This is a genomic window from Stenotrophomonas genospecies 5, assembly GCF_054473825.1.
Genome location: NZ_JBTMUW010000001.1, coordinates 1,674,970 through 1,694,968, shown reverse-complemented (window position 1 = coordinate 1,694,968; position 19,999 = coordinate 1,674,970). Strand labels below are relative to the sequence as shown.

At 61.1% G+C, this 19,999-nt stretch carries 23 protein-coding genes and 1 pseudogene; 17 read left to right on the top strand and 7 right to left on the bottom strand.

Features of this window, described 5'->3' with window-relative positions:
• Window positions 1–143: 143 nt before the first annotated feature.
• The 5 genes from ACX9OW_RS07840 (at window position 144) to ACX9OW_RS07820 (ending at window position 3,075) form a co-directional block, all read left to right on the top strand.
• Window positions 144–686 (top strand): hypothetical protein, encoded by a 543-nt coding sequence (locus ACX9OW_RS07840; protein ID WP_061478946.1) that lies wholly within the window; start codon window positions 144–146, stop codon window positions 684–686.
• The gene (locus tag ACX9OW_RS07835; protein WP_061478945.1) at window positions 683–1,243 is read left to right on the top strand and encodes a hypothetical protein; all 561 of its coding nucleotides are present in this window, start codon (window positions 683–685) and stop codon (window positions 1,241–1,243) included. The genes ACX9OW_RS07840 and ACX9OW_RS07835 overlap by 4 nt, the downstream gene beginning before the upstream one ends.
• 198 nt (window positions 1,244–1,441) lie before the next feature.
• Window positions 1,442–2,140 carry an ankyrin repeat domain-containing protein gene (locus ACX9OW_RS07830; RefSeq protein WP_157805965.1) on the top strand — a complete coding sequence of 233 codons (699 nt, stop codon included), beginning with the start codon at window positions 1,442–1,444 and terminating at the stop codon, window positions 2,138–2,140.
• Window positions 2,141–2,150: 10 nt separating this feature from the next.
• Window positions 2,151–2,765 carry a relaxase domain-containing protein gene (locus ACX9OW_RS07825; RefSeq protein ID WP_157805966.1) on the top strand — a complete coding sequence of 205 codons (615 nt, stop codon included), beginning with the start codon at window positions 2,151–2,153 and terminating at the stop codon, window positions 2,763–2,765.
• Window positions 2,766–2,862: 97 nt separating this feature from the next.
• Window positions 2,863–3,075, top strand: a complete 213-nt coding sequence (locus ACX9OW_RS07820) for a ribbon-helix-helix protein, CopG family (protein ID WP_049462733.1) — start codon at window positions 2,863–2,865, stop codon at window positions 3,073–3,075.
• Here ACX9OW_RS07820 and ACX9OW_RS07815 read toward each other — a convergent pair.
• A complete protein-coding gene (locus ACX9OW_RS07815; protein WP_082783308.1) occupies window positions 3,041–3,415 on the bottom strand; it encodes an HNH endonuclease in 375 nt (124 codons plus the stop codon). The genes ACX9OW_RS07820 and ACX9OW_RS07815 overlap by 35 nt on opposite strands.
• A gap of 743 nt (window positions 3,416–4,158) precedes the next feature.
• Here ACX9OW_RS07815 and ACX9OW_RS07810 point away from each other — a divergent pair.
• The 7 genes and pseudogenes from ACX9OW_RS07810 to ACX9OW_RS07780 all read left to right on the top strand — a co-directional run bounded on the left by ACX9OW_RS07810 (window position 4,159) and on the right by ACX9OW_RS07780 (window position 10,823).
• The gene (locus ACX9OW_RS07810; RefSeq protein ID WP_061478942.1) at window positions 4,159–4,566 is read left to right on the top strand and encodes a hypothetical protein; all 408 of its coding nucleotides are present in this window, start codon (window positions 4,159–4,161) and stop codon (window positions 4,564–4,566) included.
• A gap of 1,836 nt (window positions 4,567–6,402) precedes the next feature.
• Window positions 6,403–6,837: a BLUF domain-containing protein gene (locus ACX9OW_RS07805; protein WP_006375649.1), complete on the top strand. Its 435-nt coding sequence runs from the start codon at window positions 6,403–6,405 to the stop codon at window positions 6,835–6,837.
• Between the two features lie 93 nt (window positions 6,838–6,930).
• Window positions 6,931–7,206, top strand: coding sequence for a hypothetical protein (locus ACX9OW_RS07800; RefSeq protein ID WP_049452609.1), 276 nt, complete (start codon window positions 6,931–6,933; stop codon window positions 7,204–7,206).
• Window positions 7,207–7,267: 61 nt separating this feature from the next.
• The gene (locus ACX9OW_RS07795) at window positions 7,268–7,696 is read left to right on the top strand and encodes a BLUF domain-containing protein (protein WP_061478940.1); all 429 of its coding nucleotides are present in this window, start codon (window positions 7,268–7,270) and stop codon (window positions 7,694–7,696) included.
• 60 nt (window positions 7,697–7,756) lie between these two features.
• Window positions 7,757–8,140 carry a response regulator gene (locus ACX9OW_RS07790; RefSeq protein ID WP_046429004.1) on the top strand — a complete coding sequence of 128 codons (384 nt, stop codon included), beginning with the start codon at window positions 7,757–7,759 and terminating at the stop codon, window positions 8,138–8,140.
• Window positions 8,141–8,254: 114 nt separating this feature from the next.
• Window positions 8,255–8,596, top strand: coding sequence for a hypothetical protein (locus tag ACX9OW_RS07785; protein WP_125892003.1), 342 nt, complete (start codon window positions 8,255–8,257; stop codon window positions 8,594–8,596).
• Window positions 8,596–10,823, top strand: a pseudogene (locus tag ACX9OW_RS07780) (methyl-accepting chemotaxis protein). Before ACX9OW_RS07785 ends, ACX9OW_RS07780 begins: the two are co-directional and overlap by 1 nt.
• A 212-nt stretch (window positions 10,824–11,035) precedes the next feature.
• Here the strand turns inward: ACX9OW_RS07780 and ACX9OW_RS07775 are convergent.
• The 4 genes from ACX9OW_RS07775 to ACX9OW_RS07760 form a co-directional block, all read right to left on the bottom strand.
• On the bottom strand, window positions 11,036–11,314 hold the full coding sequence (locus ACX9OW_RS07775; RefSeq protein WP_125892001.1) for a hypothetical protein: 279 nt from the start codon (window positions 11,312–11,314) through the stop codon (window positions 11,036–11,038).
• Window positions 11,315–11,353: 39 nt separating this feature from the next.
• Entirely contained in the window at window positions 11,354–11,587 is a 234-nt protein-coding gene (locus ACX9OW_RS07770) for a hypothetical protein (protein ID WP_125892000.1), read from the bottom strand.
• A gap of 117 nt (window positions 11,588–11,704) precedes the next feature.
• Window positions 11,705–12,181 (bottom strand): chemotaxis protein CheW, encoded by a 477-nt coding sequence (locus tag ACX9OW_RS07765; RefSeq protein WP_046272126.1) that lies wholly within the window; start codon window positions 12,179–12,181, stop codon window positions 11,705–11,707.
• Window positions 12,182–12,748: 567 nt separating this feature from the next.
• On the bottom strand, window positions 12,749–13,243 hold the full coding sequence (locus ACX9OW_RS07760; protein WP_459062152.1) for an EAL domain-containing protein: 495 nt from the start codon (window positions 13,241–13,243) through the stop codon (window positions 12,749–12,751).
• A gap of 74 nt (window positions 13,244–13,317) precedes the next feature.
• On the opposite strand from ACX9OW_RS07760, the gene ACX9OW_RS07755 reads away from it, so the two are divergent.
• Window positions 13,318–14,328: a sensor histidine kinase gene (locus ACX9OW_RS07755; RefSeq protein ID WP_082783306.1), complete on the top strand. Its 1,011-nt coding sequence runs from the start codon at window positions 13,318–13,320 to the stop codon at window positions 14,326–14,328.
• Window positions 14,329–14,343: 15 nt separating this feature from the next.
• Window positions 14,344–14,772 carry a response regulator gene (locus ACX9OW_RS07750; protein WP_065427813.1) on the top strand — a complete coding sequence of 143 codons (429 nt, stop codon included), beginning with the start codon at window positions 14,344–14,346 and terminating at the stop codon, window positions 14,770–14,772.
• Here the strand turns inward: ACX9OW_RS07750 and ACX9OW_RS07745 are convergent.
• Complete coding sequence (locus tag ACX9OW_RS07745; RefSeq protein WP_061478936.1) at window positions 14,736–15,257, bottom strand: response regulator; 522 nt, start codon at window positions 15,255–15,257, stop codon at window positions 14,736–14,738. The two genes, ACX9OW_RS07750 and ACX9OW_RS07745, sit on opposite strands and share 37 nt — an antisense overlap.
• A gap of 1,050 nt (window positions 15,258–16,307) precedes the next feature.
• Here ACX9OW_RS07745 and ACX9OW_RS07740 point away from each other — a divergent pair.
• The 3 genes from ACX9OW_RS07740 to ACX9OW_RS07730 all read left to right on the top strand — a co-directional run bounded on the left by ACX9OW_RS07740 (window position 16,308) and on the right by ACX9OW_RS07730 (window position 17,975).
• Window positions 16,308–16,541 carry a hypothetical protein gene (locus tag ACX9OW_RS07740; protein ID WP_106468504.1) on the top strand — a complete coding sequence of 78 codons (234 nt, stop codon included), beginning with the start codon at window positions 16,308–16,310 and terminating at the stop codon, window positions 16,539–16,541.
• A 48-nt stretch (window positions 16,542–16,589) separates the two neighbouring features.
• Window positions 16,590–17,204, top strand: coding sequence for a hypothetical protein (locus ACX9OW_RS07735; RefSeq protein ID WP_032971128.1), 615 nt, complete (start codon window positions 16,590–16,592; stop codon window positions 17,202–17,204).
• Window positions 17,205–17,768: 564 nt separating this feature from the next.
• Complete coding sequence (locus ACX9OW_RS07730) at window positions 17,769–17,975, top strand: hypothetical protein (RefSeq protein WP_153643642.1); 207 nt, start codon at window positions 17,769–17,771, stop codon at window positions 17,973–17,975.
• Between the two features lie 477 nt (window positions 17,976–18,452).
• Here ACX9OW_RS07730 and ACX9OW_RS07725 read toward each other — a convergent pair whose 3' ends face one another.
• A complete protein-coding gene (locus tag ACX9OW_RS07725) occupies window positions 18,453–19,898 on the bottom strand; it encodes an EAL domain-containing protein (protein ID WP_235650041.1) in 1,446 nt (481 codons plus the stop codon).
• Window positions 19,899–19,999 lie beyond the last annotated feature (101 nt).

The window sequence follows — 19,999 nt, the reverse complement described above, 5'->3', positions numbered from 1 at the left end:
GTCGGTGGAGGATGCGGGCTTCTGAATCTGTCGGCCAGAGGCCGCACATTCTGAGTTTAGCCGTCCCGAAGCCCTGGACACCGCGCCGCTCTCTGTTTGCATGGGGGAGAAGGAATACAAACGTATTCCAGAAAGGAGGGTGCATGAAGGGTTGGGACCGGGCGTGGGACATCCTGAGCGAGGTTGGTAAGTTCACCCTGGGGATGTCGGCGCTTTTTTGCGTCCTCTTCACCATCGCCGTTTTGACGGAGAAGCTGGAAAAGAAGGATGCGGTAACCAAGAGGGCGCAGGCGATCGAGGAGGCGATGCCCATGGCTGCCGAGATCATTGCCGTGGCCGACGAGGGCGTTCCCAAAGAATGCTCCGATGGAACGTGGGAAAAAGATGGGCTGACTTGCAGGCTGAACGAGGCGCGTGTGGCGGCAGCCGACAATTTTAAGGTGCTCTACCGGATGAACGTGCCGGGCACTGAGAAGATAGAGGCTTACAAGCTCTTCCAGAGGGGAGAGGATGAGGTTAAGCGCTACCAATGGGCGGTTTGCCTGAAAGGCGACAACAAGGAGTTGGTGGATTGGGAGGCCGACTACGCGCTTGGCGCTTATGAGTTTTCGAAGAACATTCTGGAACGTCCTTGCAGCCATTCCAGCCAATACCCTGAGGCGTGCAAGAAGGAAGGCCTCTGGTGATTGATCTCTCGTGCCTCTGTCGCCAGGACATCATCGCCCACGGCATTTCTTTCAGTGCGCTGTTGGGGACACCTTTGGACAGGCTTCGCTGGGGCGGTTCGTGCCTGTCTGTGTTGAAGTTGCGCGGACAGGTGACCGAGCAAGCCATGCGGCGCTTCGCGTTGGGCCAGGACTTCGATGGGATTCAGCAATTGTGGGAGGGCGCCGCTCATTACGAAAGTGCAGCGGGCTACCGGGTGGGGTTTCGCCTGCCGGAGGGATTTATCGATGAGTTGGCGATGGCTGACGCGGAACAACGCGACCTGCTGCGGTTCGCCCACCTTCGAGCCGTTGGACGTGCGTTGTTGTCGCTGGCATGCCAACGGGATCACCAGGTGCTGTTTGTCGCGTCCGATCGCTTGGGGGGCGACTGGACGCATCACTGGCTGTTCGCCACCGCCTGCGCCCCCGACGGAACCTGGGAGCGCCTGACTGAGGCCTTGCGCGTTGGGTTGGGCCCCGCGCCCGATCGCCAGGGCCACCTGGGCGGGGTTGCGCTGTTGAATTGCAGCGAGTAAGTCGGTGTTGGCCATGCGTCCTCCTGACCCACTGATTTTCCGCTGTAGCGGAAACGCGCAAGGGGAGGGTGACAGTTTGGCAAACTGTCGTGCAACCCCAGCGTTTTTCCGCTTTAGTCAGTAAAGCCCTCTGGACAGGATGTCCCTTTCTGCTTGCATGGATCTGAAGGGATACAAATGTATTCCATGGGGGCTGACATGAATTTCGTGGCAAGTATAAAAAAGGGTGTGCGGGGATGGTTAAAGGATTTGCGTAACCCACCAAATCTATTTCAAGAGCCGATCTGGAAGGTTCGCGTGGAGTTCCTTGTATTGACGCTGCTGTCTCCAATCCTGATCCCCCGCTATGTCATTGAGAAACGCATGGGTAAATGGAGAAGGCATCGCCGGATGCCACCCATCTTTCAGCTATTCGACCGCGAAGGAGGGTTCCAGCTGAGGGAGCTTGAGCAGTTGATTGCAGATGGCGCTGATGTGAACGCTCGGGAGCGAAAAGATGGAAAAACGCCACTTATTCTTGCTGTTATGCAGGACAGTCCATGGGAAGAAAATGGGCGAAGGTGGCTCGAGGTTTGTCGCGTGCTGCTCGAAGCTGGCGCAGATCCGGACGCGGATTACGACTGTGGCGAGATAAGGCGGTCACCTATCTATTTCGCCTATCTGGCGGGCAACGTGGAGCTGCTCGACCTGTTGTTGCAGGCAGGGGCCAATCCGCGTTCGAAGGCTTGGTTGCAGTTTGTCAATGCAGAGCCACGTCCCGATGCGTGGCTCGAACAGCAACGTCCGGAAATACGCGATCGCCTATGCAGATGGGAAACGGAACAAGAGGCCCTGCGTTTGGATGCGACTCTCCCTGGCGCAACGAAAGCCGTTCCTAATAGTAGGGCACGGCTATGAGGGTGATCCCATGAACCTGCAACTCACCTGCCTCTGCCGGGAGGACGTGTTCGCCGATGGGTTCGCCTTCGCAGAACTGCTGGAGGCGCCCTTGGCCGCGTTGCGCTGGGGTGGTGCGTGGTTGACCCAGTTGAAGCCCGGTGGGCCAGTGACCGAGGAGGCCATGCGGCGCTTCGCTATGGGCCAGGATTTCGATGGGCAGCAGCGGTTGTGCGAAGGCGAGGGCCACCACGCCCGGGCGGCGGGCTACCGCGTTTCGTTGCGCCTGCCCAAAGGGTTCGCGGCGTTACTGGACACCGACGGCGAGGAGAGGGCACGGCTACAGGCTGCCCACCGCCATGCGGTTGACCAGGCGCTGTCGTTCCTGCCGTTCCAGCGTGATCACCGGGTGCTCTTCGTTGCATCCGATCGGTTGGAGGATGACTGGACGCACCACTGGTTGTTCGCCATCGCATGCGCACCGAACGGAAAGTGGGAACGGCTTGCGCTGAGCTTGCGGTTGGCGGCCAGCGAGGACGCTTATACCCACGCCATGGGGGCCTTCATGGAAGCGTTGCTGGAGACCAAACGATTGGAGCGCTTCTTCCGCCCAGCCCCCGTGGGCCGACTGAGGCAGAGGCTGTGACGCTGACGTCCAAGCCTCCCTTGACGGCCGTGCTGCCGAAAGTGTCCCTTTCTTCAACCTTGCGCCAGGCATTGGCCGCACGCGCTAGAGCAGCCGGGTGAGCGAGAGCGAAGCCGTGCGCCAATGGCTCACCGCCTACCTGGCGCGCCCCCAACTGCTGCGCTCTCCCGTTGCCGGCCCCAGGGACGACCGCTTGCCGCCTATCCGGGCTTCCCGAGACCTGGCCGACCGCGTCCGCCGCGAGGCGCAGCGGCAGCACGTGAGCGTGGCGGAACTCATCCGTCGGGTGGTTGCGTTCCACGCGTTTTGAGGCGCAACTTGGCCACGCTCGGCGGGTGCCACTTGCCCTTCGCCAAGCGTTTCTGCACGAACGCGCGGTAAGCCTCGGGGGAGGGCGGCGACTTGCGTTTGTGCCGGCGCATGTTGCAGAGCCAGCAGGCGGCAGCGATGTTGCCTACCACGTCCTTGCCGCCCTCTTGCTGGGCCACCAGGTGCTCAGCGGTGCAACGGAGCGGCGTGGCCGTTTTGGCGCTCAGGCCGAACGGCCTTAGTTCATCGGGAGAGGCGTTCCACATCGGCAGGCTGCAATAGCAGCACCGGCCCTTCTGGGCGAGGAAAGCCTCGGTTCTCAACCGTTGGAGTTTGGGCATGCTTAGATCTCAAAAAACAGGAAAAACCATCCCGTCGTCGCTTGTGCGATCGAATCGGGAACCTGTTGCCTTGAGCTAAGCAGGCAATACGCCGGGGGCATTTCCCCTCGCGGCAAGGGAGTTATCGCGCCCCAGGGTGGTGGGTGTCAAGATGGGGCCCGTTCGGGTGGCCATGCTAGGAACGATGGGCTATAACCGTTGGATTCCCTACCGGAGCGCTCCTTTGGCCCTGACCACCCTGAAATCCCTCAACGCCGAAATCAAACAGCTCTAAGCCCAGAAGAAACTGGTGGAGAAGCGCGACGGCGAGGTGCCCAAAGCCCTGGCGGTCCTGCAGAAGTATGCGAAGGTCCTCAGTCCGGCCCAGCGGCGGCAGGTGGCCAAGCTCATCGGAGAAACGATCGACGCCAAGCCGGCGCACGCCGCCAATGCTGCCCCGGGACCCCGAAAGGGCCGCAAGCTGGGCAAGGTCGCGCCGAAGTATCGCCTCCCAACCGGTGAGACGTGGGCAGGTCGGGATTTGGCCCCCAAGGCCTTCACCGCGTGGGCCAAGTCCGCCGAGGGCAAGGCGTGGGCTCAGGCCAACCCCGGAGCGAAGTTCCCCCGGCCCATGGCGCATCGAAGAAGGCACCGGGCAAGGTGGTCAAGAAGGCGGGCAAGCCGGTGAAGAAGGCCGCCCAGAAGGCCGTCAAGAAACTTGCGAAGAAAGCCGTCGCCAAGAAGGCCGGCAAGAAGGCCTGATCATGCGCGGCCTGTGCCCCAAGAAGAAGAGCCGGCTCTCGCCGCAAGGCAAAGCCATCGCGGCCGCCCACGTGCTGCTGGACAGTGCCGAGGGCCGATTGGACGAGAAGGCCGCCGGCAGGCGCTTGCGCGAGGAAGTGGGCCTCCAATGGTCCTACCTGACTTGCATCCAATACCTGTCAGGGCAAGAAGCCTTGGCGGCCATTGAATCGCTGCCCAAAGGGTGGGAGGAAAACGGGCGCACCCAGGGGCACCTGTTTGGGGCTGCAGTCATGGCTGCGCACACGGTGGCCAACCTGCGTTCGGACGGCAGCTCGTTGTGCGCCAGCTACTTGGCCCAAGAGCTCAAAGGGAAAACCGTGGAGCAGTGGCTGGCCGAGAAATTCGACGTGTTCCGGGAAGAAGTCTGACACCGGATGCCCATGGGCCCCTGATGGTGGCCCGAAGAGCTTTGGTTACCGTGGGTGTGCCGTCGAGGCCATCTCACCCGGCAACGGGGGACGGGGGCGAGAATCCCCATTCAAGCGCAGATCACCGCGGTCACACGCGAAGGGCCTTGGTTCGTCTGGCTTGCTGTTGCATCTGGTCCTGCATGCGATCAAATCAGGATGCAGCGGTAAAGGCCTAAGTCTTGATATCGAAACTGATGGGTGAGGGTGTGGTGCGGCAGAGGGAATTGAAGCTAGCTGCTGCCTGCCATTGGCCTCAGCGGCTAAAGCTGATCGGGCGTAGATGTCCGCCGGAGGCTTTTTCTTGGCGCCTCATCCGCGATCGATTGCGCACCAGCGCCGCATCTACTCGGTTGATTTTAGAAGCGGCGGGGAAACTGTGTCGAACGGTCAACGTGCGGGAGTTGACCCATCGGTAACGTAGCGGCCAGTGTCGGATGATTCTTCCGAAAGATTGGCAAGGCTAACTGATGGAAATAGGCACATTGCCTGAACCGTTCAATCAACTCGACTTGGCTGGGGTAGAGCGCCGATGCAGGGGTACCTTTGGGTGGATTCATAGGCAAACGATCGGCAGATGACTTTCACGCCGATGTCACGCGGTTGCGGCGATCTTCACCCCCAAGCGGACAGGGGGCCGCTGAGCGCCAATGGCCCGGGCGCTATGACTTGCTGCCAACCCGTGGGACTGTAGGACCCCATCATGGAACTACTTTTGTCTCTTGCTATGGTTATCTTGGCTTCCGCAACTGGTCTGGCGCTGCTCCAGCTTGTAATCGCGCTCTTCAAGGCGCCGTCCTGCCGGGAATGGTTGCGCCGCAGGAGAGCGAGATGATGCGTTCGTTTCACTACGCCTACCAGAAGGCTCGCGCTTGGCACAGCTCCGTAGCGACATCGATTTGGGCCGGAGTCCGCTATTCGTTGACGGGCGACACCGGCTATTTCAAGTCGCACGGTGGCTGGCGTCTGTCTCGCGTGCACCGGGGGTCTGAATCGGCGGAGCAATGATCGCTTCGGCTGAGCCTGTCGGGCCGCCAAAGGATTTAAGCCCTACACAGCCCGCTCGGTTTGTTTCGCTTACAGATCGGCCGTTTGTGGTGCGTGGAGCCCATCTACCCGGACGGCCAGAATGACGGGCGGCGCGCAGGCGTTGCTCTCACCGCTGCCGCTGTCGGATACTGATCCTGTCCATCGTTCGTAGCTCGCAATTCGCGCCGCCCACGGAGCCACAAGAGGGACGAATCGATCAATCAGGCCAACAACGAGCAGCCCGATGATACGTAGCAAGCTTGCTCACAGGCGCGTTCTCGCCGAGGGCGGACCGATTCTGGTGTGGTTGACCTCGTTTAAAAATCATTACGTATTTACCGCCAGTGGCATCGGATTGTCTGGAAAATACGGTGTGGAGCTACGGCAGGACACGAAAGCAAGTCGGAGAGCCCTCCAAGCGCGCTTTGCGGGGTCGAAGTTTCACGAAGTGTTCGTGAGCGATGTGCCAGCTTCGGTGATCAGTGTCAACCGGTCTCTGACGTCGGCTGGGCCGCGAGACGGGATATTCTTCCTCTGCAACACAGAGGTCGTCCAAGCCGCGGTTCTCGCGCACCTCGGGGCCGTGATCCCTAGCGAGGTCATCGCTCTTGCAGCCAACTTGAGTCGGGGACGGGGCTAGCCATGGTGCACTCTTAAAGGTTCAGGAATAGCGCAACTGAAAACTGAAATTCAAGCTGGCCTGCGTTTTGTACACAGCTGATCCACGTTGGCCGGCTTGCACTGGTGCCGAGTGAAAGGTAGCCCGTAATGTCTAAGTGTGCGGTGGTGTTCGTAAGCGCGGCTGTGGAAGAGATCGGTGAGGAGCGCTTGCCCGAAGTCATGCGTGCAGGCCGAGAGTTCAATGCCAAGTGCGGCTCGCGTGCAGTTGTATGCTTCGACGGCAGCAGGTTTTTAACGTATTTGGAAGGCACAGCGAGTGCGGTGGCTGCGAGCTCCGTTTACACCCAGTCCTTCACCCTGCATACCGAAATCGTTGAGCTGGCGCGGGGATCCATCCAGCAGTTGCGGTTCCCTGCGCATGCATTGCTCTTCCTGCGGATTTCAGAAGCCGAGCTCAAAGCACTGATGAGGTCGAACTGGGTGAATTTCTCCCAACGCTTCGGAGGGAAATTCATCCCAGAAACGGGGATGGAGCGGCTTGCCGCATTGGTCGGCAATCGTCTCGATGACGTTCCGCAGTGATGGGTAACGGATTTCCTCTGTAGGCCGCCCGATTCACGTTGCACAGTGGAAGCAGGGGAGTCATGAATTTGAGGCATTCGACAGGGGCATGCCATGCGGTTGGAATTTACTCACAGCCACATCTACCCAGGGGCCACCGCGTCCCTGACAGGCGAGCAGGCTGAACTGGGCGAGAGAACCACCTGCTTGGTCGAGCTCAGTGACGGCGTGGTCCTCTCGACCAGCTGTCTGATTCAAGGGGGGGAGATCATGCTATTCATGCCGGACTACCTGACCGCCCGTGGGGCAAAGATTCCGGCGAAGGACTGGGTGCTGCGGAAGGATCTGGAAACAGGCGCCTGGAAGGCAAAATCAAAGGTTGCCGTGTAGCACTTGCTGCTCTTCCCGACCCGTCAGGTTGTTGGGTCTGAAGCAATCTTAGGAGCGTGTCATGCCAAACCGTGCGGTGGTTTTTGTGAGTGAGGCCAGCCCCTACCTTAGCCTTGGGCGGCTGGTTGAGTTGATAGCCGACGCGGAGCGGTTCAACAGACAGGCCGGCGTGACCGGGGTGACCTTGTGCGACGGGGCCCGGTTCCTGTCCTACCTGGAGGGTCCACCGGATGGCCTTCGCGTTGCCTACGCCAGGGCATCCGAAGTGCGCAGCCACCTGAACTTCATCGAGTTGGCACGCGGGCGTGTCTCGCAACGTCGGCTGCCGCGGTGGCCTATGCGGCTGTTTTTGGCCAAGGAGGGCCAGCTGCAGAGCATCGCGATGGCAGACTGGGCCAGCTTCTCTCAGCGGGGCGATGCGGACGCAATGAATTCAACGGCGATGGATCTCCTTGTGCGCTTTGCCGAAAGCAGAAGTCGTCCCAACTAGCTTGAACCAGCTGCTGACCGTGTGGAAAATTTGACCCGACCTTGTGGAACGGCAATCCACATGAACGTTCTCTTCGTGGACATTGAAACCTCCATCTGTGAGTTGGTTGGAGTCGAACTAAGAGAGCTCGGCTATGACGTCGAATGCTTGGAATTCAGCTCAGGAGCCTTGCGCGCAGCGCAAGCGGGGCACGTCGACGTCGTCATTCTGGATGTGCCCGCCAGCCCTGACGCCCGGCGCAGTGCATACAAGTTGGCAGACGAACTTCGGCGCGATGGCATCGCTTTCTTCTTTACCTCCACGCTTCATCCGAACGATGTGATCAGCCGGCACCGGGATCGGGGTGTTTTGTCCAAGCCCTACGGCGTCAAACAGATCGATTCCTGGATCGAGGCGCTTGGCAAAGATTGCAGAGGCGAACCGGCAGGCGCGCACGTGCGCTAGCTGACTGGCAACATGCATCCGCCCTTTGGAGTGCATTGGACCGCAAGCCTTCCTCTTTACAGTGGATACGCTGGAAGCGAACGTCGCTGCTGCCCATCAATGCGCGCTACTTGCATGATCAGAAGCACTGTCGTTCAGCACCGTCACTTTCAAGACGGCGACCAGATCGTTGTCCTGCAGACAGCGTTCAAGAACTGGCTCCTGAATACGTCGTTCGCCATTGGATTTCCCGACTCCAGCAATCGGCCGCTTTCTGATCGAGCGGAGCAGGCCAAGCGCGCGCTGTTGGCCACGGCGAGCGAGATCAAAGGCCACAGTTACCAGGAGGCCTTCGTCAGGTCTCCTTTCGCCGCGCTTATCTCCATTCATAGCGCGTTGAGTGCTTCAAGCCACGGCGACGCCGTGTTCTTCCTGTGCGCCGACGAAGCCACGTCGGAAGCATCTCCAAAAAACTGATGCTGGCATTCGCCATAACGACCAGCATGACCTTGGCGTTGGGCATCTTCACTATTGTCCGCGCGTCACATTCGAAGCAGGAGTTGTCCAGGATTGAGTCCGTCTGGGCGCCTGGCAGCTATGCCATCGGAGAGATGCGTGCGCAGTTCGGCGATCTCCGCATCTACGAAACCTCCCAGGTCAGCGAAGCCACTTCCGCTGAGGCCGTCAAGCAATACGAACAGCGGATCGTGGCGGGCAAGGCCAAGATCAACGAGCTGGTGAAGCAATACCTGCGGTCCTTCGCCGATGGCGAAGATGCCGCGTTGTTCAAGCCGGTCAGCGCTGCGTTGAGCGATTACTTTGTCATCCACGATCAGCTTCACGCTGCGCTCCTCGCTGGCGATGCCGAGGCCGCGCAGACGATCTCGGTGACAGAATCCAGGGCAAAGCGCGTGGCGCTATTCGACGCCATGGATAAAGTCAGCGAATACAGCCTTCGCGGCATGAAGGCTGAACTCGCAACCAACGCAGCAAGCCTCAACAACCTGATGTCGATCACAGGCTTGGTCTTGGCGGTGCTGTACTTGGTCGCAAGCGTGCTGGGGTGGGCGATCAGCCGTTCGGTCACCCGGCCCATTGGTGAGGCGTTGCCCGCTATCCGCAGCGTGGCCAATGGCGACCTCAACGTGCGAACCGACTACCAGAGCCGCGATGAGGCGGGCCAGATGCTGCTCTCCCTCCGTCAAATGGTTGCCACCTTGGAGCGTTTTTCGAACGACACCAAGGTCATGGTCAAGCTTCACGAGGCCGAAGACATCTCGCACCGGATTCCGGAGGACCTGCCCGGTGTCTACGGCGAGCTGGCCAAGGGCATGAACACAATGGTGTTCGAGCACCTTGAGGCCATCCTGGATGCCATCCAAGTGCTCAACGAGTATGCGGCCGGTGACCTGCGGCGTGACGCGCGACGCCTGCCCGGCTCCCGGGCGTGCTCCACGAATCGATGGACGCTGCCAAAGCAAGTCTGCTGGCGATCAACACGGAGATCAAGCGGTTGGCAGTGTCGGCTGCCGACGGCGACTTCTCCGCCCGCGGTAACACGTCTGCGTTCCAGCACGACTTTGAATTGATGGTTTCGGACCTCAACCGTCTGATGGAGACAGCTGACCACAGCCTCAGCGCCGTCTCCACCTTGCTTCAGGCCATTGCCTCTGGCGACTTGACCCACCGCATGGAAGGCGACTTCCGCGGCGTCTTTGCGACGATGAGCGAAGACGCTAACGCGACCGTGGCTCAGCTGACCGATATCGTCTCCCGCATCCAGCAGGCATCCACGGCAATCAATACCGCGTCGACGGAAATTGCCGCGGGCAATGGCGACTTGTCGCGACGCACCGAACAACAAGCGGCCAACTTGGAAGAGACGGCGGCGTCCATGGAGGAGCTTACCTCCACCGTGCACCAAAACGCTGAGCATGCACGCCAGGCCAGCGAGTTGGCCAGTGGGGCCTCGCGCGTGGCCGGGCAGGGCGGTGGAGTGGTCGGGAAAGTAGTGGAGACGATGGGGGGTATCGAAGCCTCGTCGCGCCGCATCGGGGACATCATCTCCGTGATCGATGGCATTGCTTTCCAGACCAACATCCTCGCACTCAATGCGGCCGTGGAGGCGGCTCGAGCCGGGGACCAGGGTCGAGGGTTCGCCGTGGTGGCCTCCGAGGTGCGCACGTTGGCACAGTGCTCTGCCTCTGCAGCCAAGGAGATCAAGGGGCTAATCGAGGACTCTGTGGCCAAGGTCGCTCAAGGATCGGCGCTGGTTGACCAGGCTGGCCAGACGATGTCTGAGATTGTCAGCTCGGTTGAGCGCGTGTCCAACGTCATTGGTGAGATATCTGCCGCCTCTCAGGAGCAGGCGTCGGGCATCGAGCAAGTGAACCAGGCTGTTTCTCAGATGGACGAAACGACCCAGCAGAACGCCGCGTTGGTGGAAGAAGCGACCGCCGCTGCCCGATCCATGGAAGACCAGTCGGTACAGCTGGCAACCGCCGGCGCGGTCTTCAAGGTGAATGAACGCGCGCAGGGAAAGACGCCAGCCACGGCCAGTGCAAGCTTGGCCAAGCCAGGTGCTGTGGACGGCTCCCGCCTTTCTCAAACCGCCTACGCGGGCAAGCCAACCCCGCCGAAGGCATTGCCAGCTCGTCCCGCACGGCAGGTATCTGCGGACGCAGCGCACTGGCAGGAGTTCTAACCGCCCTTCCAAGGCCAGTGCGAACGCATGGTCGCTCGCAGGGCATGGTTGACCGAAGTTGCCGCTGAAGTCACCGTGGGTGAGGCCGCCTGGATGGCGGCCTCAGACCCGCAAGCGCGCCGAAAGCTCGGCGCCTTGCGCCGTGAGGCGGCGAGGCGGCAATGGCATTGGCCGAGGTTACGGCCGCCCGATGGCCGCTCCGCTTTGGCAGTTCAGCGGCTCGGAGACGGGGGAATGCCAGCCAATGGTTCCCTCAGGATGCCCAGCCATGGCTCGACGATCTCCTCGAACGCGAAGACATGGTCCCGGTGCTGGTCCATCCCTTGGAGGTAGTGCCGAATGCTGCGCTCAAACTCGTCTGCGACGTTGGCGTTGCCGGCGTTCGTGCGAAGCAGGAGCACTGTGGCGGCTTCCAGCGCCGCAACACGTATATGCATGCGATTCATTGCTTCTTGAAGACGCAAAAATGCGTCCCTGACCTCGTCGTTCACCAAGCCCTCCGCGAGCAGGCACATCAACACAGAAGAGGATCAGTGGCTGCTGCTTGAGCCCGGGATCGTCAGGCGAGCACGGTTGGCGGCGATCAGAAGGGCATTGCCAATTCGCTCCGCTTGCGTCGGAGTCATCGTCGAGCCGCACATGGTCGAGTCACCGGCCGCGTTGCGAACTTGGTAAAGCCCGAGTGCAACCACTGCTGTTTCGGCGTCAATGCCGACTTCAAACCTGTCCAGTGGGAACCACGTTGCTCCGTCGAATTTCTCCATCGAGCGCCCCATGCACGGAATCGCGTTGTCAGCCAGAGATTACCGCAAAGCGTGGAACTTGGAACGCGCGCGAATCGGTTGCAACTGAAAGCGGCAGCACCGTGCAGCATTGGGCAATCAACCTGAATCGATCTCCAGCCGTTGCTGAATGGATAGGGCACGACCAGGGTCAATGACGGCGACGCGTTTGCCGTTCCCCAGCTGCACGCCCTGCGGGCAGAGCTCAGCGAATCGGTCGCTGTGAGCGGCAGGCTCGGCACGCCAGGCAGACAGGCTCTCGATGACCAAGACTTCGTCCACTGCAAGGGCGAACAGCTGAACCGCGGATTGAACCAACAGCATTGCTGGACAACCCGTCCCGACTGCATCGCCTCCGGTGATCAAGCCCAGATCAACCACAGGGACGTCTTGCCCTCTGATCGAGACTACAAACTGGCGGTCCCGGGTTCGGGTCAGCGTCTCTGGTCCGCGTATTTCCACGGCCGACTCGACATCCACACCGAACAAATCGCAGCCCACACGCACAATCACCAGCTCCAGCAATGGCTCTGATGAGGCCTGCAGAAATGGATCATAAGGCAGGGGAACGGTCATGGTTTCTGTGGGCAAAGACCAAAGGGCGATCGCATCATGCCCTTAATGTGTCCACCGTGGCAATTCATGCCCTAGGAAATCCGAGGCGTTCAGATTGGCAGGCCAAGGGCCTCACTCTGACAAGACCTGCCCGTCGTCCGAAGACGATGGGTTAGCGGTGGCTGTAGCGTTCGTGCCGGCCATTCGCTTCATGAACTCTTCCAACCTCATCCGGCTCACCGCTTGGTGGTTCTGGCAGTGTGGGCACACCATCACACCGGCGCCTTCCAAGTCCGTCAGGCCCTCGCCCGGTGCTAGCAGCGAGGTGAGACCACAGCTGCTACAAGTGGCCTCAACAGCATGCAGACGCGCCAGAGCGCCGTCGGAGGTCAGTTCTCCATTGACAAAGCGAAGCAAAAAAAAACCGGTTTAGCCACGGGTAGGGTCCTGAAATAGGCCAGAGGCAGTCAGCGGCCTCAGCGATCTCGCAGACTTCCTGAAAGCGATACGCACGCTGCAGGATCCTTCCGCGTGCTTCCATCCGGGACGGTTCGTCGGCTGGAAGACCGAGTATCAAACTCCCTCGGGTCAGGGCGCAAGGAGCTCGGCCAACTCAATGGCGCTGATGGGTCTGGAAAGCGCGAAACCTTGAATTTCGTCACACCCAAGGCCTTGGAGCTTGGCGACCTGACCGTTCGTCTCGGCTCCTTCAGCGACGGTCGAGTAGCCCAGATCATGGGCCAGACCGACGATCGCTTGGACCTTGAGCAACGCGCGTTGGTCTTCGGAAATATCGTCTATCAGCGACTTGTCGAGCTTGAGCGTGTGAATGGGCAACTCGGTCAGGTATCCGAAATTGCTGTAGCCGCTGCCGAAGTCATCCACCGCGAGCCGAATGCCTGACGAGGCCATCCGCTTGAGTTGCTCGCCCGGCAGCGAGTTGACCCGCAGCCATTCTCCCTCGGTGATCTCGACCTCCACGTCCTGGCAATCCAACCCCTGCGCGTGGATTTTGGCCACGAGTTCATCGGCCATTCCTTGCCGCGCGACATTCCGAGCGGAGAGGTTGATGGAAAGGCTCAACGCAAGGCCAGCACGCTTCCATTGCGCCAATTGTGCCAATCCTAGGCGCAAGCGAGCGGCCCCTGGGGGCACTGGTGGCCGCGGCCACCCAGTCGCGTTACTCAATCTCCCCCGATTGGCAGCAGGAGCAGATTTATCGCCAAGGGGACATGGCCGAGCTCAAGGCCACTGGGGGCAACTGGCGTCAACAGCTGATCCACCCCGAGGACAGGCCCGCGGTGGAATTGGCCATTGCTCATGCCCCGGAGTTGGCGTCGCCGTTGGAGGTAGAACACCGCGCCTTGTTGCCAGACGGCTCCGTCCGCTGGATACAGTTGCGGGCAGTCCCGTTGATGGACAGCGAAGGCAACGTGAGCGAGTGGTTCGGTGCAGCCTCCGGCATCACCGATCGCCGCGTGGCTCAAGAGCGTTTGCAGCAGTTGACCGCAACGCTTGAAGAGCGGGTGCAGGCCGGCACTGACGAACTGATGGCGATGGAGGAACGGCTGAGACAGGGCCAGAAGATGGAGTCCCCCGGCCAACTGGCCAGCGGCATTGCCCACGACTTCAACAACATGCTCACCGGGGTCTCCATGGGCTTGGAGCTGTTGGAGATGCGCGTTGGCCAAGGCCGTTTGGAGGACCTGGGTCGCTACGTGGAGATGGCTCGAACGGGGGCCGACCGAGCTGCAGCGTTAACCCAACGACTGTTGGCGTTCTTTCGCCGGCGGACGTTGGCACCGTCGGCCATCCACGTGTCGGCCATGGTGAACAGGACGCTCCACATCCTGGCCCGCTCCATCGGGCCCTCCATTGAGATCGAGACGCGGTCGGATCAAGTGGAGGACGTCGTGCGGGTGGATGCTCCGCAGCTGGAAAACGCCCTTCTCAACCTGTGCATCAACGAGCGCGATGCGACGCCGGATGGAGGGCGCATCTCGATTGAGGCCGAGCTCTCACACGTCGATGGCGGACTGGCGGAGCGTTTGGTGCTGACGCCTGGACCCTATGTTCGCTTGTCGGTCCGAGACACGGGAACCGGCATGGACGCGAGCGTTGTTGAAAAGGTGTTCGAGCCCTTCTTCACGACCAAGCCGATCGGGTAGGGCACGGGGTGGGGCTTGCCGATCTACGTATTCACGCGCCAATCCGGCGGTCAGGTGGCGGTTGACTCCATCCCTGGGGTGGGAACCACGATGCACCTTTATTTGCCGCAAAGCACGGCTGATACCGATGACCGAATCCAGGAAACGCCCGCGCTTCCCCCAGCCACGTCGCCTGGTCGCTCGGTCCTTCTGGTAGAAGACGAGACCGCCATGCGCACGCTGGTGAAAGAGGTGCTGAGCAGTTTGGGCCACCGCGTGAAGGCGGCTGCAAACGGCAGCGACGCCCTCACTGTGCATGCCAGCGAAAAGCACTTTGATTTGCTGATTACGGACGTGGGCCTGACGGGCTCGCTCAATGGGCGGCAGGTGGCGGACGCGGGCCGGCAGCGCCGTCCGACACGCCGGTGTTATTCATCACCGGCTATGCAGCAAGCGTCGCGGTAGGAGCCGGCCAGCTTGAGTCTGGCATGGAGATACTCACCAAGCCGTTCGCCGCGGGGGAGTTGGAAAGAAGAGTGACCGAGTTGTTGCTGGAAGCCGTCAAAGCGTCGAACGAACCGTTCCCAGCAACTCCAGCAGCGTGAAAGCTTCTTGAGCAGCATAACGTCGTTTTCGAGGAAGTGTGGGTCTGCGCCGGAAACGCCCCCGTGACCGGTGACCAGCAGGACCGTCACGGAAGGGTGGCGTGCCATGGCGTGCTTGGCGAGATCGTGCCCGTTCATCCCCGGCAGGCCCACGTCGGAGATGAGGAGATCGAAGGCGGGTTGCTGTGCCAAGCGCTCCACAGCCGCTTCAGCGTCTCCGACCGCAGTGATGTCATAGCCGCTGTCTTTGAGAACGTCCTGCATCGATTCGCGGATGGCGACGTCGTGCTCTACAAGAAGGATGCGAGGGTACGAGAGGCAGTCATAGCAAACCTGGTTGATCAAAAATTCGAGGAATCATGCAGGACGGGGAGTAAAGCGCTGGTGCATCCCTGTGATGACGGCAATCACGGGAAGGCGAGGGCGCCGTCGCGCCTTGACGCGGTTTTGCCGCGAGGGCTGGATACTCAATCCCCACCCCCTCCCGCCTGGACACTCCCACTATGGCCCGATCCGCCCCCGATTTGCCGGCAGCGTCGCCCCACGCCCTTCGCGTCGAAATCATGCCGCTGGAGTGCGGTGATACCGCGGTGATCGTCGAATTTGAATCCGAACCGCCCGCGTCGTGGCGAGCTCTTCTGACGAAGAAGTTGGCAGACGTGGAGGGGCTTGAGCTGGCATCCGCCCAGTTTGAGGGGCGGGTTCTCTACGTGCTGGGTGCGGAGGGGGGTAGGGGAGGAAGCGTCCACAGGGTGAGTCAATTGTTGCGGTCTCTTCCCGGACGTCCTGGGGGCTCAAACCTGCTGGATGAGCCTGTGAGCCGGGGCGTCCCGGGGCCGGAGCAGGCTCTAGCGACGCACGCCTGAGCGCGTTGTTCAAAAGACGAGTTAAACGCCCGGCCGGAAGATAGGCCGAGCTCGGTTCGATGGCGCTAGCATCGCAGATTGATCACGCAAGGCAGCTATGTACGTTGAGGTATACCACCGGGTGGGATTTTGGGCCCGGATCACCGGGGCGGAAGGTTGGCGCTGGCGGCTGGTGGCGCCACGCGGGCATGTTTTGATGGCTCCCCGGGAGACGTTCGCCAGTCGGCAGGCGTGCTTGGCGGCCTTGGCTCTGCTGCAGATCGGGCCCATTTCAGCGGTGGAGTCGGCCGGAGATGCCCCGAACGCGGTGGGCGCGGCCCCCTCACTATGTCCCGCCCTTTCAACGCCATGACGGCCACCCCAGGTTGGGCAGGTCACGGTCACATCGCCGGCATCCAATGAGGACTGGGTCTGATCCATCGGGGGGCATTTCGCTTGAGTGTGACTCCCCGCGTCGCAGGAAGGCGATCAGTTGAGGCCAGCGGCGTTCGCGTGCACACTGCTTTTGAACAGTCAGGGTTCGAGGGCCATGGGTACTTCCAAGCCGGGCAAAGATTTAGAACGGGTCACCTTGTCGGTGGGAGAGCACGTTTACACCTCCGAGATCTGGCGGCTCAGTGAAAGCCGTTGGGTTCTTCTCGCTGTCGAGGTCCATGGCGTGGGAGGGCGCTCGGATTTGAGCATCAAAGCGTCGTCGTGCCTCCATGCGTTGGACGCGGGAGAGCGGATTGCGTCTGAGATTCTCAACAACCCCTATGGCTGAATTGGCGTTGGAAGGTTCAATCGACTGAATGGATCCCAAGGACGGCAGATGAGCATTTTGAACGTGTTGCTGAGTGCCGATCACTTGGCTGTGACCGTCGATACCCTTGCGCAAGATGCTCAAACCGGGGCGCACTCAGAGGGCGCCAAGTTGCTTCTGCTGCCTCAGCACAACGCCGTCTTGGCCACGCGTGGGTCGGCCCAGTTCTTCCTAAGAATCTACGAGCTCTGTCTCCAAGCCAGTTTTCGAGCAGACTTCACGATAGAGCGGCTGTCCGGCGAGCTTGGCGGCGTGATTGATCGCCTCTGGCCAAACTACGTGAGCGCGGCGGCAGCCGCTGGCATACCCATCAGCGCTATGCACACCGAGTTGGTTTTGGGCGGCTGGTCGGCGCACGCCCAGCGCATGGTTGCCACCGCTTATGCAAAGTCCGAAGATGGCCGTCCCGCCGTGGTCCAAGCGCTGGTGGGAGGCTTGGCGTCGCCAGGAGAGCCCTTGCGGAATCAGCCAGCAGGCATGGGACGGGCGGAGTTGATGGCAGCAGGACGCTTGCAAGCCGCTTACCTCAACGGCGACAGCGAGCGGCCATTAGCGGGCGGTCGTCTGTTGGCAGCAATTCTCTCAAAGGGCCAAGCAACCGTTCTCGATCTGGGAGGTCTCTAGGGGGCAGGGCAAAGCGTCGATTTGCTCGGCCACGGACCTCAGTCCATGACGCAAGCCAAGCAGAAAGTCTGCATTGGAGCGTTGGCTGGGGAGGCACATGGATGTCGACGATCATGGGCATCAGGTGGGCCCATGCAAGGCGCACCGCGGTGGGATTGGCAGAACTGGCCACCAAAGCCCTGACCGCATACTCCAAGGCATTGGTTTCGCCCTCAGCGTTGGGCAGGCGCCTCTCGCACTCGCTCAGGCGGAGCTCCAACTTGACCAACGCCTCCGTCTCAGCCTTGTGCATACCCCTCCTCCATTGGCTGGCCACCGAATCGCGGTCTGGCAGCAGGGTGGCCCCAAGCTCAAGCGTTGGAAACCGGTGAGCGTTCCGCTTGACTGCACCGTCAATCGGCCCTTTCGGGCCAGCACACAGCGGTCCACTCTTCAATCAAGACTCGCCATGCGCGGGTGGTTAGGTTGGGGGCAAAGCTTTTCCAACCTCGCGCGTGCCACCGCCTAGCGGTTGTCACAGAGCGGGCAAGTGAGCACGGCGGCGCCGTCCAAGTCCAGCAGGCCATGCCCTGGAACCAATCGCAGTTGGCGGCCGCATTCCAGACAAGCGCAACTGATCCGCGTGACCTGCAAGAGCGAGCCGTCGGCCCGCCGCACACCCTCAACCTGATCGATGAAGAAACGTCCAATGTTGGGCATGAAGATGAACAAAAAGCTGAACAGAGCGGAATGCATATGATGCACCGCGACAACCCCACCGGAACCAGATGAGACAATTGGATTCTGAAGAATTCATCTACGGGGTCGTCCGCGCAGTCCGCACGCCAGATACCGCTGTCCGATCCCTCTATTGCCGTCGCAGGAGCATGATAAAGAGGCGGGCTGCACGGCGACAGCCTTAGGCACAGGGAAGTAACCGAGCGGCGCTGTTGGAAAGCGCTGAGCCAGTTCGTTAACCAGCAAAAGGCCAGACCGGCGGCCAGTCGGTTGCGACCACTGCTGAGGGTGTGTGTCGCGCGTTGCCCTAAAGAGGCCGCCTGCTAGGGGTGCCGATCACGACGATGCCCTGAACTGCCGGGGCGTCACCTAGGGGAGGGGGAGTCACCCCTTTGGGTTCGGCGGCGCCAACTGGGGTCAGCGCCATAGCGGAGATTTTCACGATTGTCGCGTCCATCGGACGCACGGACATCTTGCTAGGGCGAACGTCAAGCGCCAGTGAACGCGCTCGGGTCGACCCGTGCGCGAGGGCTACCCAACTTGGATGGCGGCAAGCGCGTCTTTGGTTGAGAGAGGGCAGCCATAGTGCCACCCTTGGCCAATAGCCTCTGGAGCAATCCGGTAGAGCAGCAAATCTTGCGCCTCTGATTCGACGCCTTCTGCGATGACATCCAGCCCAAGCTCACGTGCGATGCGATACATCCCTGGCAAAACGGGCCGCAGGGGGGAGTCCTCGTTGATAGCGGCCACGAACATGCGATCGATCTTGATTCCTCGAAACGGCGATTGGGCGAGGCGGGAGAAGTTGGCGCTGCCGGTCCCGAAGTCGTCGATCAAGAACCGGTATCCCAGAACAGAGAGGGCCTGCATGTTGCTCTTTGCGGCAGCGGACACGAGTTCTTCCCGCTCGGTGATCTCGATGCGAATTTGCTCTGGCAACACGCCAAAATCGTTGGTGACGCTGCCGATGTAGCGAACGACGCACTCTTGGGCCATGTCCACGGGCTCGGCATTGATGCTTACGTAGAGGTTCCTATGCTCCCTCAGCGCGGGGGCGAGATCATTCATGGCACGGGCCAGCACGTATCGAAAAAGATCAGGACTCAGGCCGAATCGGTGGGCGATGGGCACGAAGATGGCCGGCGGGATTTCATCGTCTCCCGGCGGGCGCCAGCGGCTGAGCGCTTCAAATCCCACGAGCTCCCGCGTGCCAATTCGACGCAGTGGCTGGTAGGCCAGTTCGATCTCGCTGCGCTTCAGTGCAAGCACCAACCGTTGCTGGATGGTTTGCCGAGCCGTGATTTGGTGTTTGATCAGCAAGAACGCGAGCAAAAGCCCTACCGAGGCACCCGCTGCCAGGATGGTGGTGAGCAACGCCGAGGGCAGTTCGGACACCACGTGCCTAGGGCTGGTAACGAACGCGCAAACGTCGGCCACCCGGCTGCAATGTTGAGCTTGGACGAGAGACGGGCTGCCGACGCGGCTGGTCGGGGACAAGGTGCGGAATGTAAACGATCGGTCCTTCGTTTCGATGCTGATGGAGCTGCTGCGCGCAGGGTCCAAGCTCTCGAAGGCAGACGGGGAGGACACGGTGAACGTGTCGCCTTGGGCGATCAGATTGGACCCGGTGTAGGGGGAGCCAACGAGATCCGACGCGTGCCAAAGCCGGACAGCGCCGCTGGAGAAGCGTGGGGCGGGGAGGGTGTAGGGGCGCGAGCGCCCCCAGAGAGCGCTGCAGACAAGGCGTCCGTCTCGGATGCGACCGATGTCGCTCATGTAGATGGAGCGGAACGCGATCTCCTTTAGTGAGTCGATGTCGGTGTCGGAGCAAGGCGGCTGTCCGATGCGAGAGGCTTGTTCGGCCGCTACGCGCCGGTCACGAGATATGGCCTCCGCGCGCGTCACCGCGGCTTCCGCCACTGCCTCCGCCCCTTCCTTGTCACGCACGTAGAGGATGGCTTGGGCGACCGCGAGCATCGCCAAGAGGCACACCGCCGTGGCTCCTATTACGGTCGAGACGTAGCGACGCCGATTTTCTCGAACGCTCAAAGCAACCCCCGATCTGAAACGCGCCATCG

Excerpts from the sequence above, each read along its gene's own strand:
- ACX9OW_RS07815 (WP_082783308.1), bottom strand. The coding sequence starts at position 3,415 with ATGCCCAAACTCCAACGGTTGAGAACCGAGGCTTTCCTCGCCCAGAAG.
- ACX9OW_RS07830 (WP_157805965.1), top strand. The coding sequence starts at position 1,442 with ATGAATTTCGTGGCAAGTATAAAAAAGGGTGTGCGGGGATGGTTAAAG.
- ACX9OW_RS07785 (WP_125892003.1), top strand. The coding sequence starts at position 8,255 with ATGATCAGAAGCACTGTCGTTCAGCACCGTCACTTTCAAGACGGCGAC.
- ACX9OW_RS07800 (WP_049452609.1), top strand. The coding sequence starts at position 6,931 with ATGCGGTTGGAATTTACTCACAGCCACATCTACCCAGGGGCCACCGCG.
- ACX9OW_RS07725 (WP_235650041.1), bottom strand. The coding sequence starts at position 19,898 with ATGCTCGCGGTCGCCCAAGCCATCCTCTACGTGCGTGACAAGGAAGGG.
- ACX9OW_RS07730 (WP_153643642.1), top strand. The coding sequence starts at position 17,769 with ATGCCCTGGAACCAATCGCAGTTGGCGGCCGCATTCCAGACAAGCGCA.
- ACX9OW_RS07795 (WP_061478940.1), top strand. The coding sequence starts at position 7,268 with ATGCCAAACCGTGCGGTGGTTTTTGTGAGTGAGGCCAGCCCCTACCTT.
- ACX9OW_RS07735 (WP_032971128.1), top strand. The coding sequence starts at position 16,590 with ATGAGCATTTTGAACGTGTTGCTGAGTGCCGATCACTTGGCTGTGACC.
- ACX9OW_RS07805 (WP_006375649.1), top strand. The coding sequence starts at position 6,403 with ATGTCTAAGTGTGCGGTGGTGTTCGTAAGCGCGGCTGTGGAAGAGATC.
- ACX9OW_RS07770 (WP_125892000.1), bottom strand. The coding sequence starts at position 11,587 with ATGGAGAAATTCGACGGAGCAACGTGGTTCCCACTGGACAGGTTTGAA.
- ACX9OW_RS07840 (WP_061478946.1), top strand. The coding sequence starts at position 144 with ATGAAGGGTTGGGACCGGGCGTGGGACATCCTGAGCGAGGTTGGTAAG.
- ACX9OW_RS07825 (WP_157805966.1), top strand. The coding sequence starts at position 2,151 with ATGAACCTGCAACTCACCTGCCTCTGCCGGGAGGACGTGTTCGCCGAT.
- ACX9OW_RS07790 (WP_046429004.1), top strand. The coding sequence starts at position 7,757 with ATGAACGTTCTCTTCGTGGACATTGAAACCTCCATCTGTGAGTTGGTT.
- ACX9OW_RS07740 (WP_106468504.1), top strand. The coding sequence starts at position 16,308 with ATGGGTACTTCCAAGCCGGGCAAAGATTTAGAACGGGTCACCTTGTCG.
- ACX9OW_RS07765 (WP_046272126.1), bottom strand. The coding sequence starts at position 12,181 with ATGACCGTTCCCCTGCCTTATGATCCATTTCTGCAGGCCTCATCAGAG.
- ACX9OW_RS07810 (WP_061478942.1), top strand. The coding sequence starts at position 4,159 with ATGCGCGGCCTGTGCCCCAAGAAGAAGAGCCGGCTCTCGCCGCAAGGC.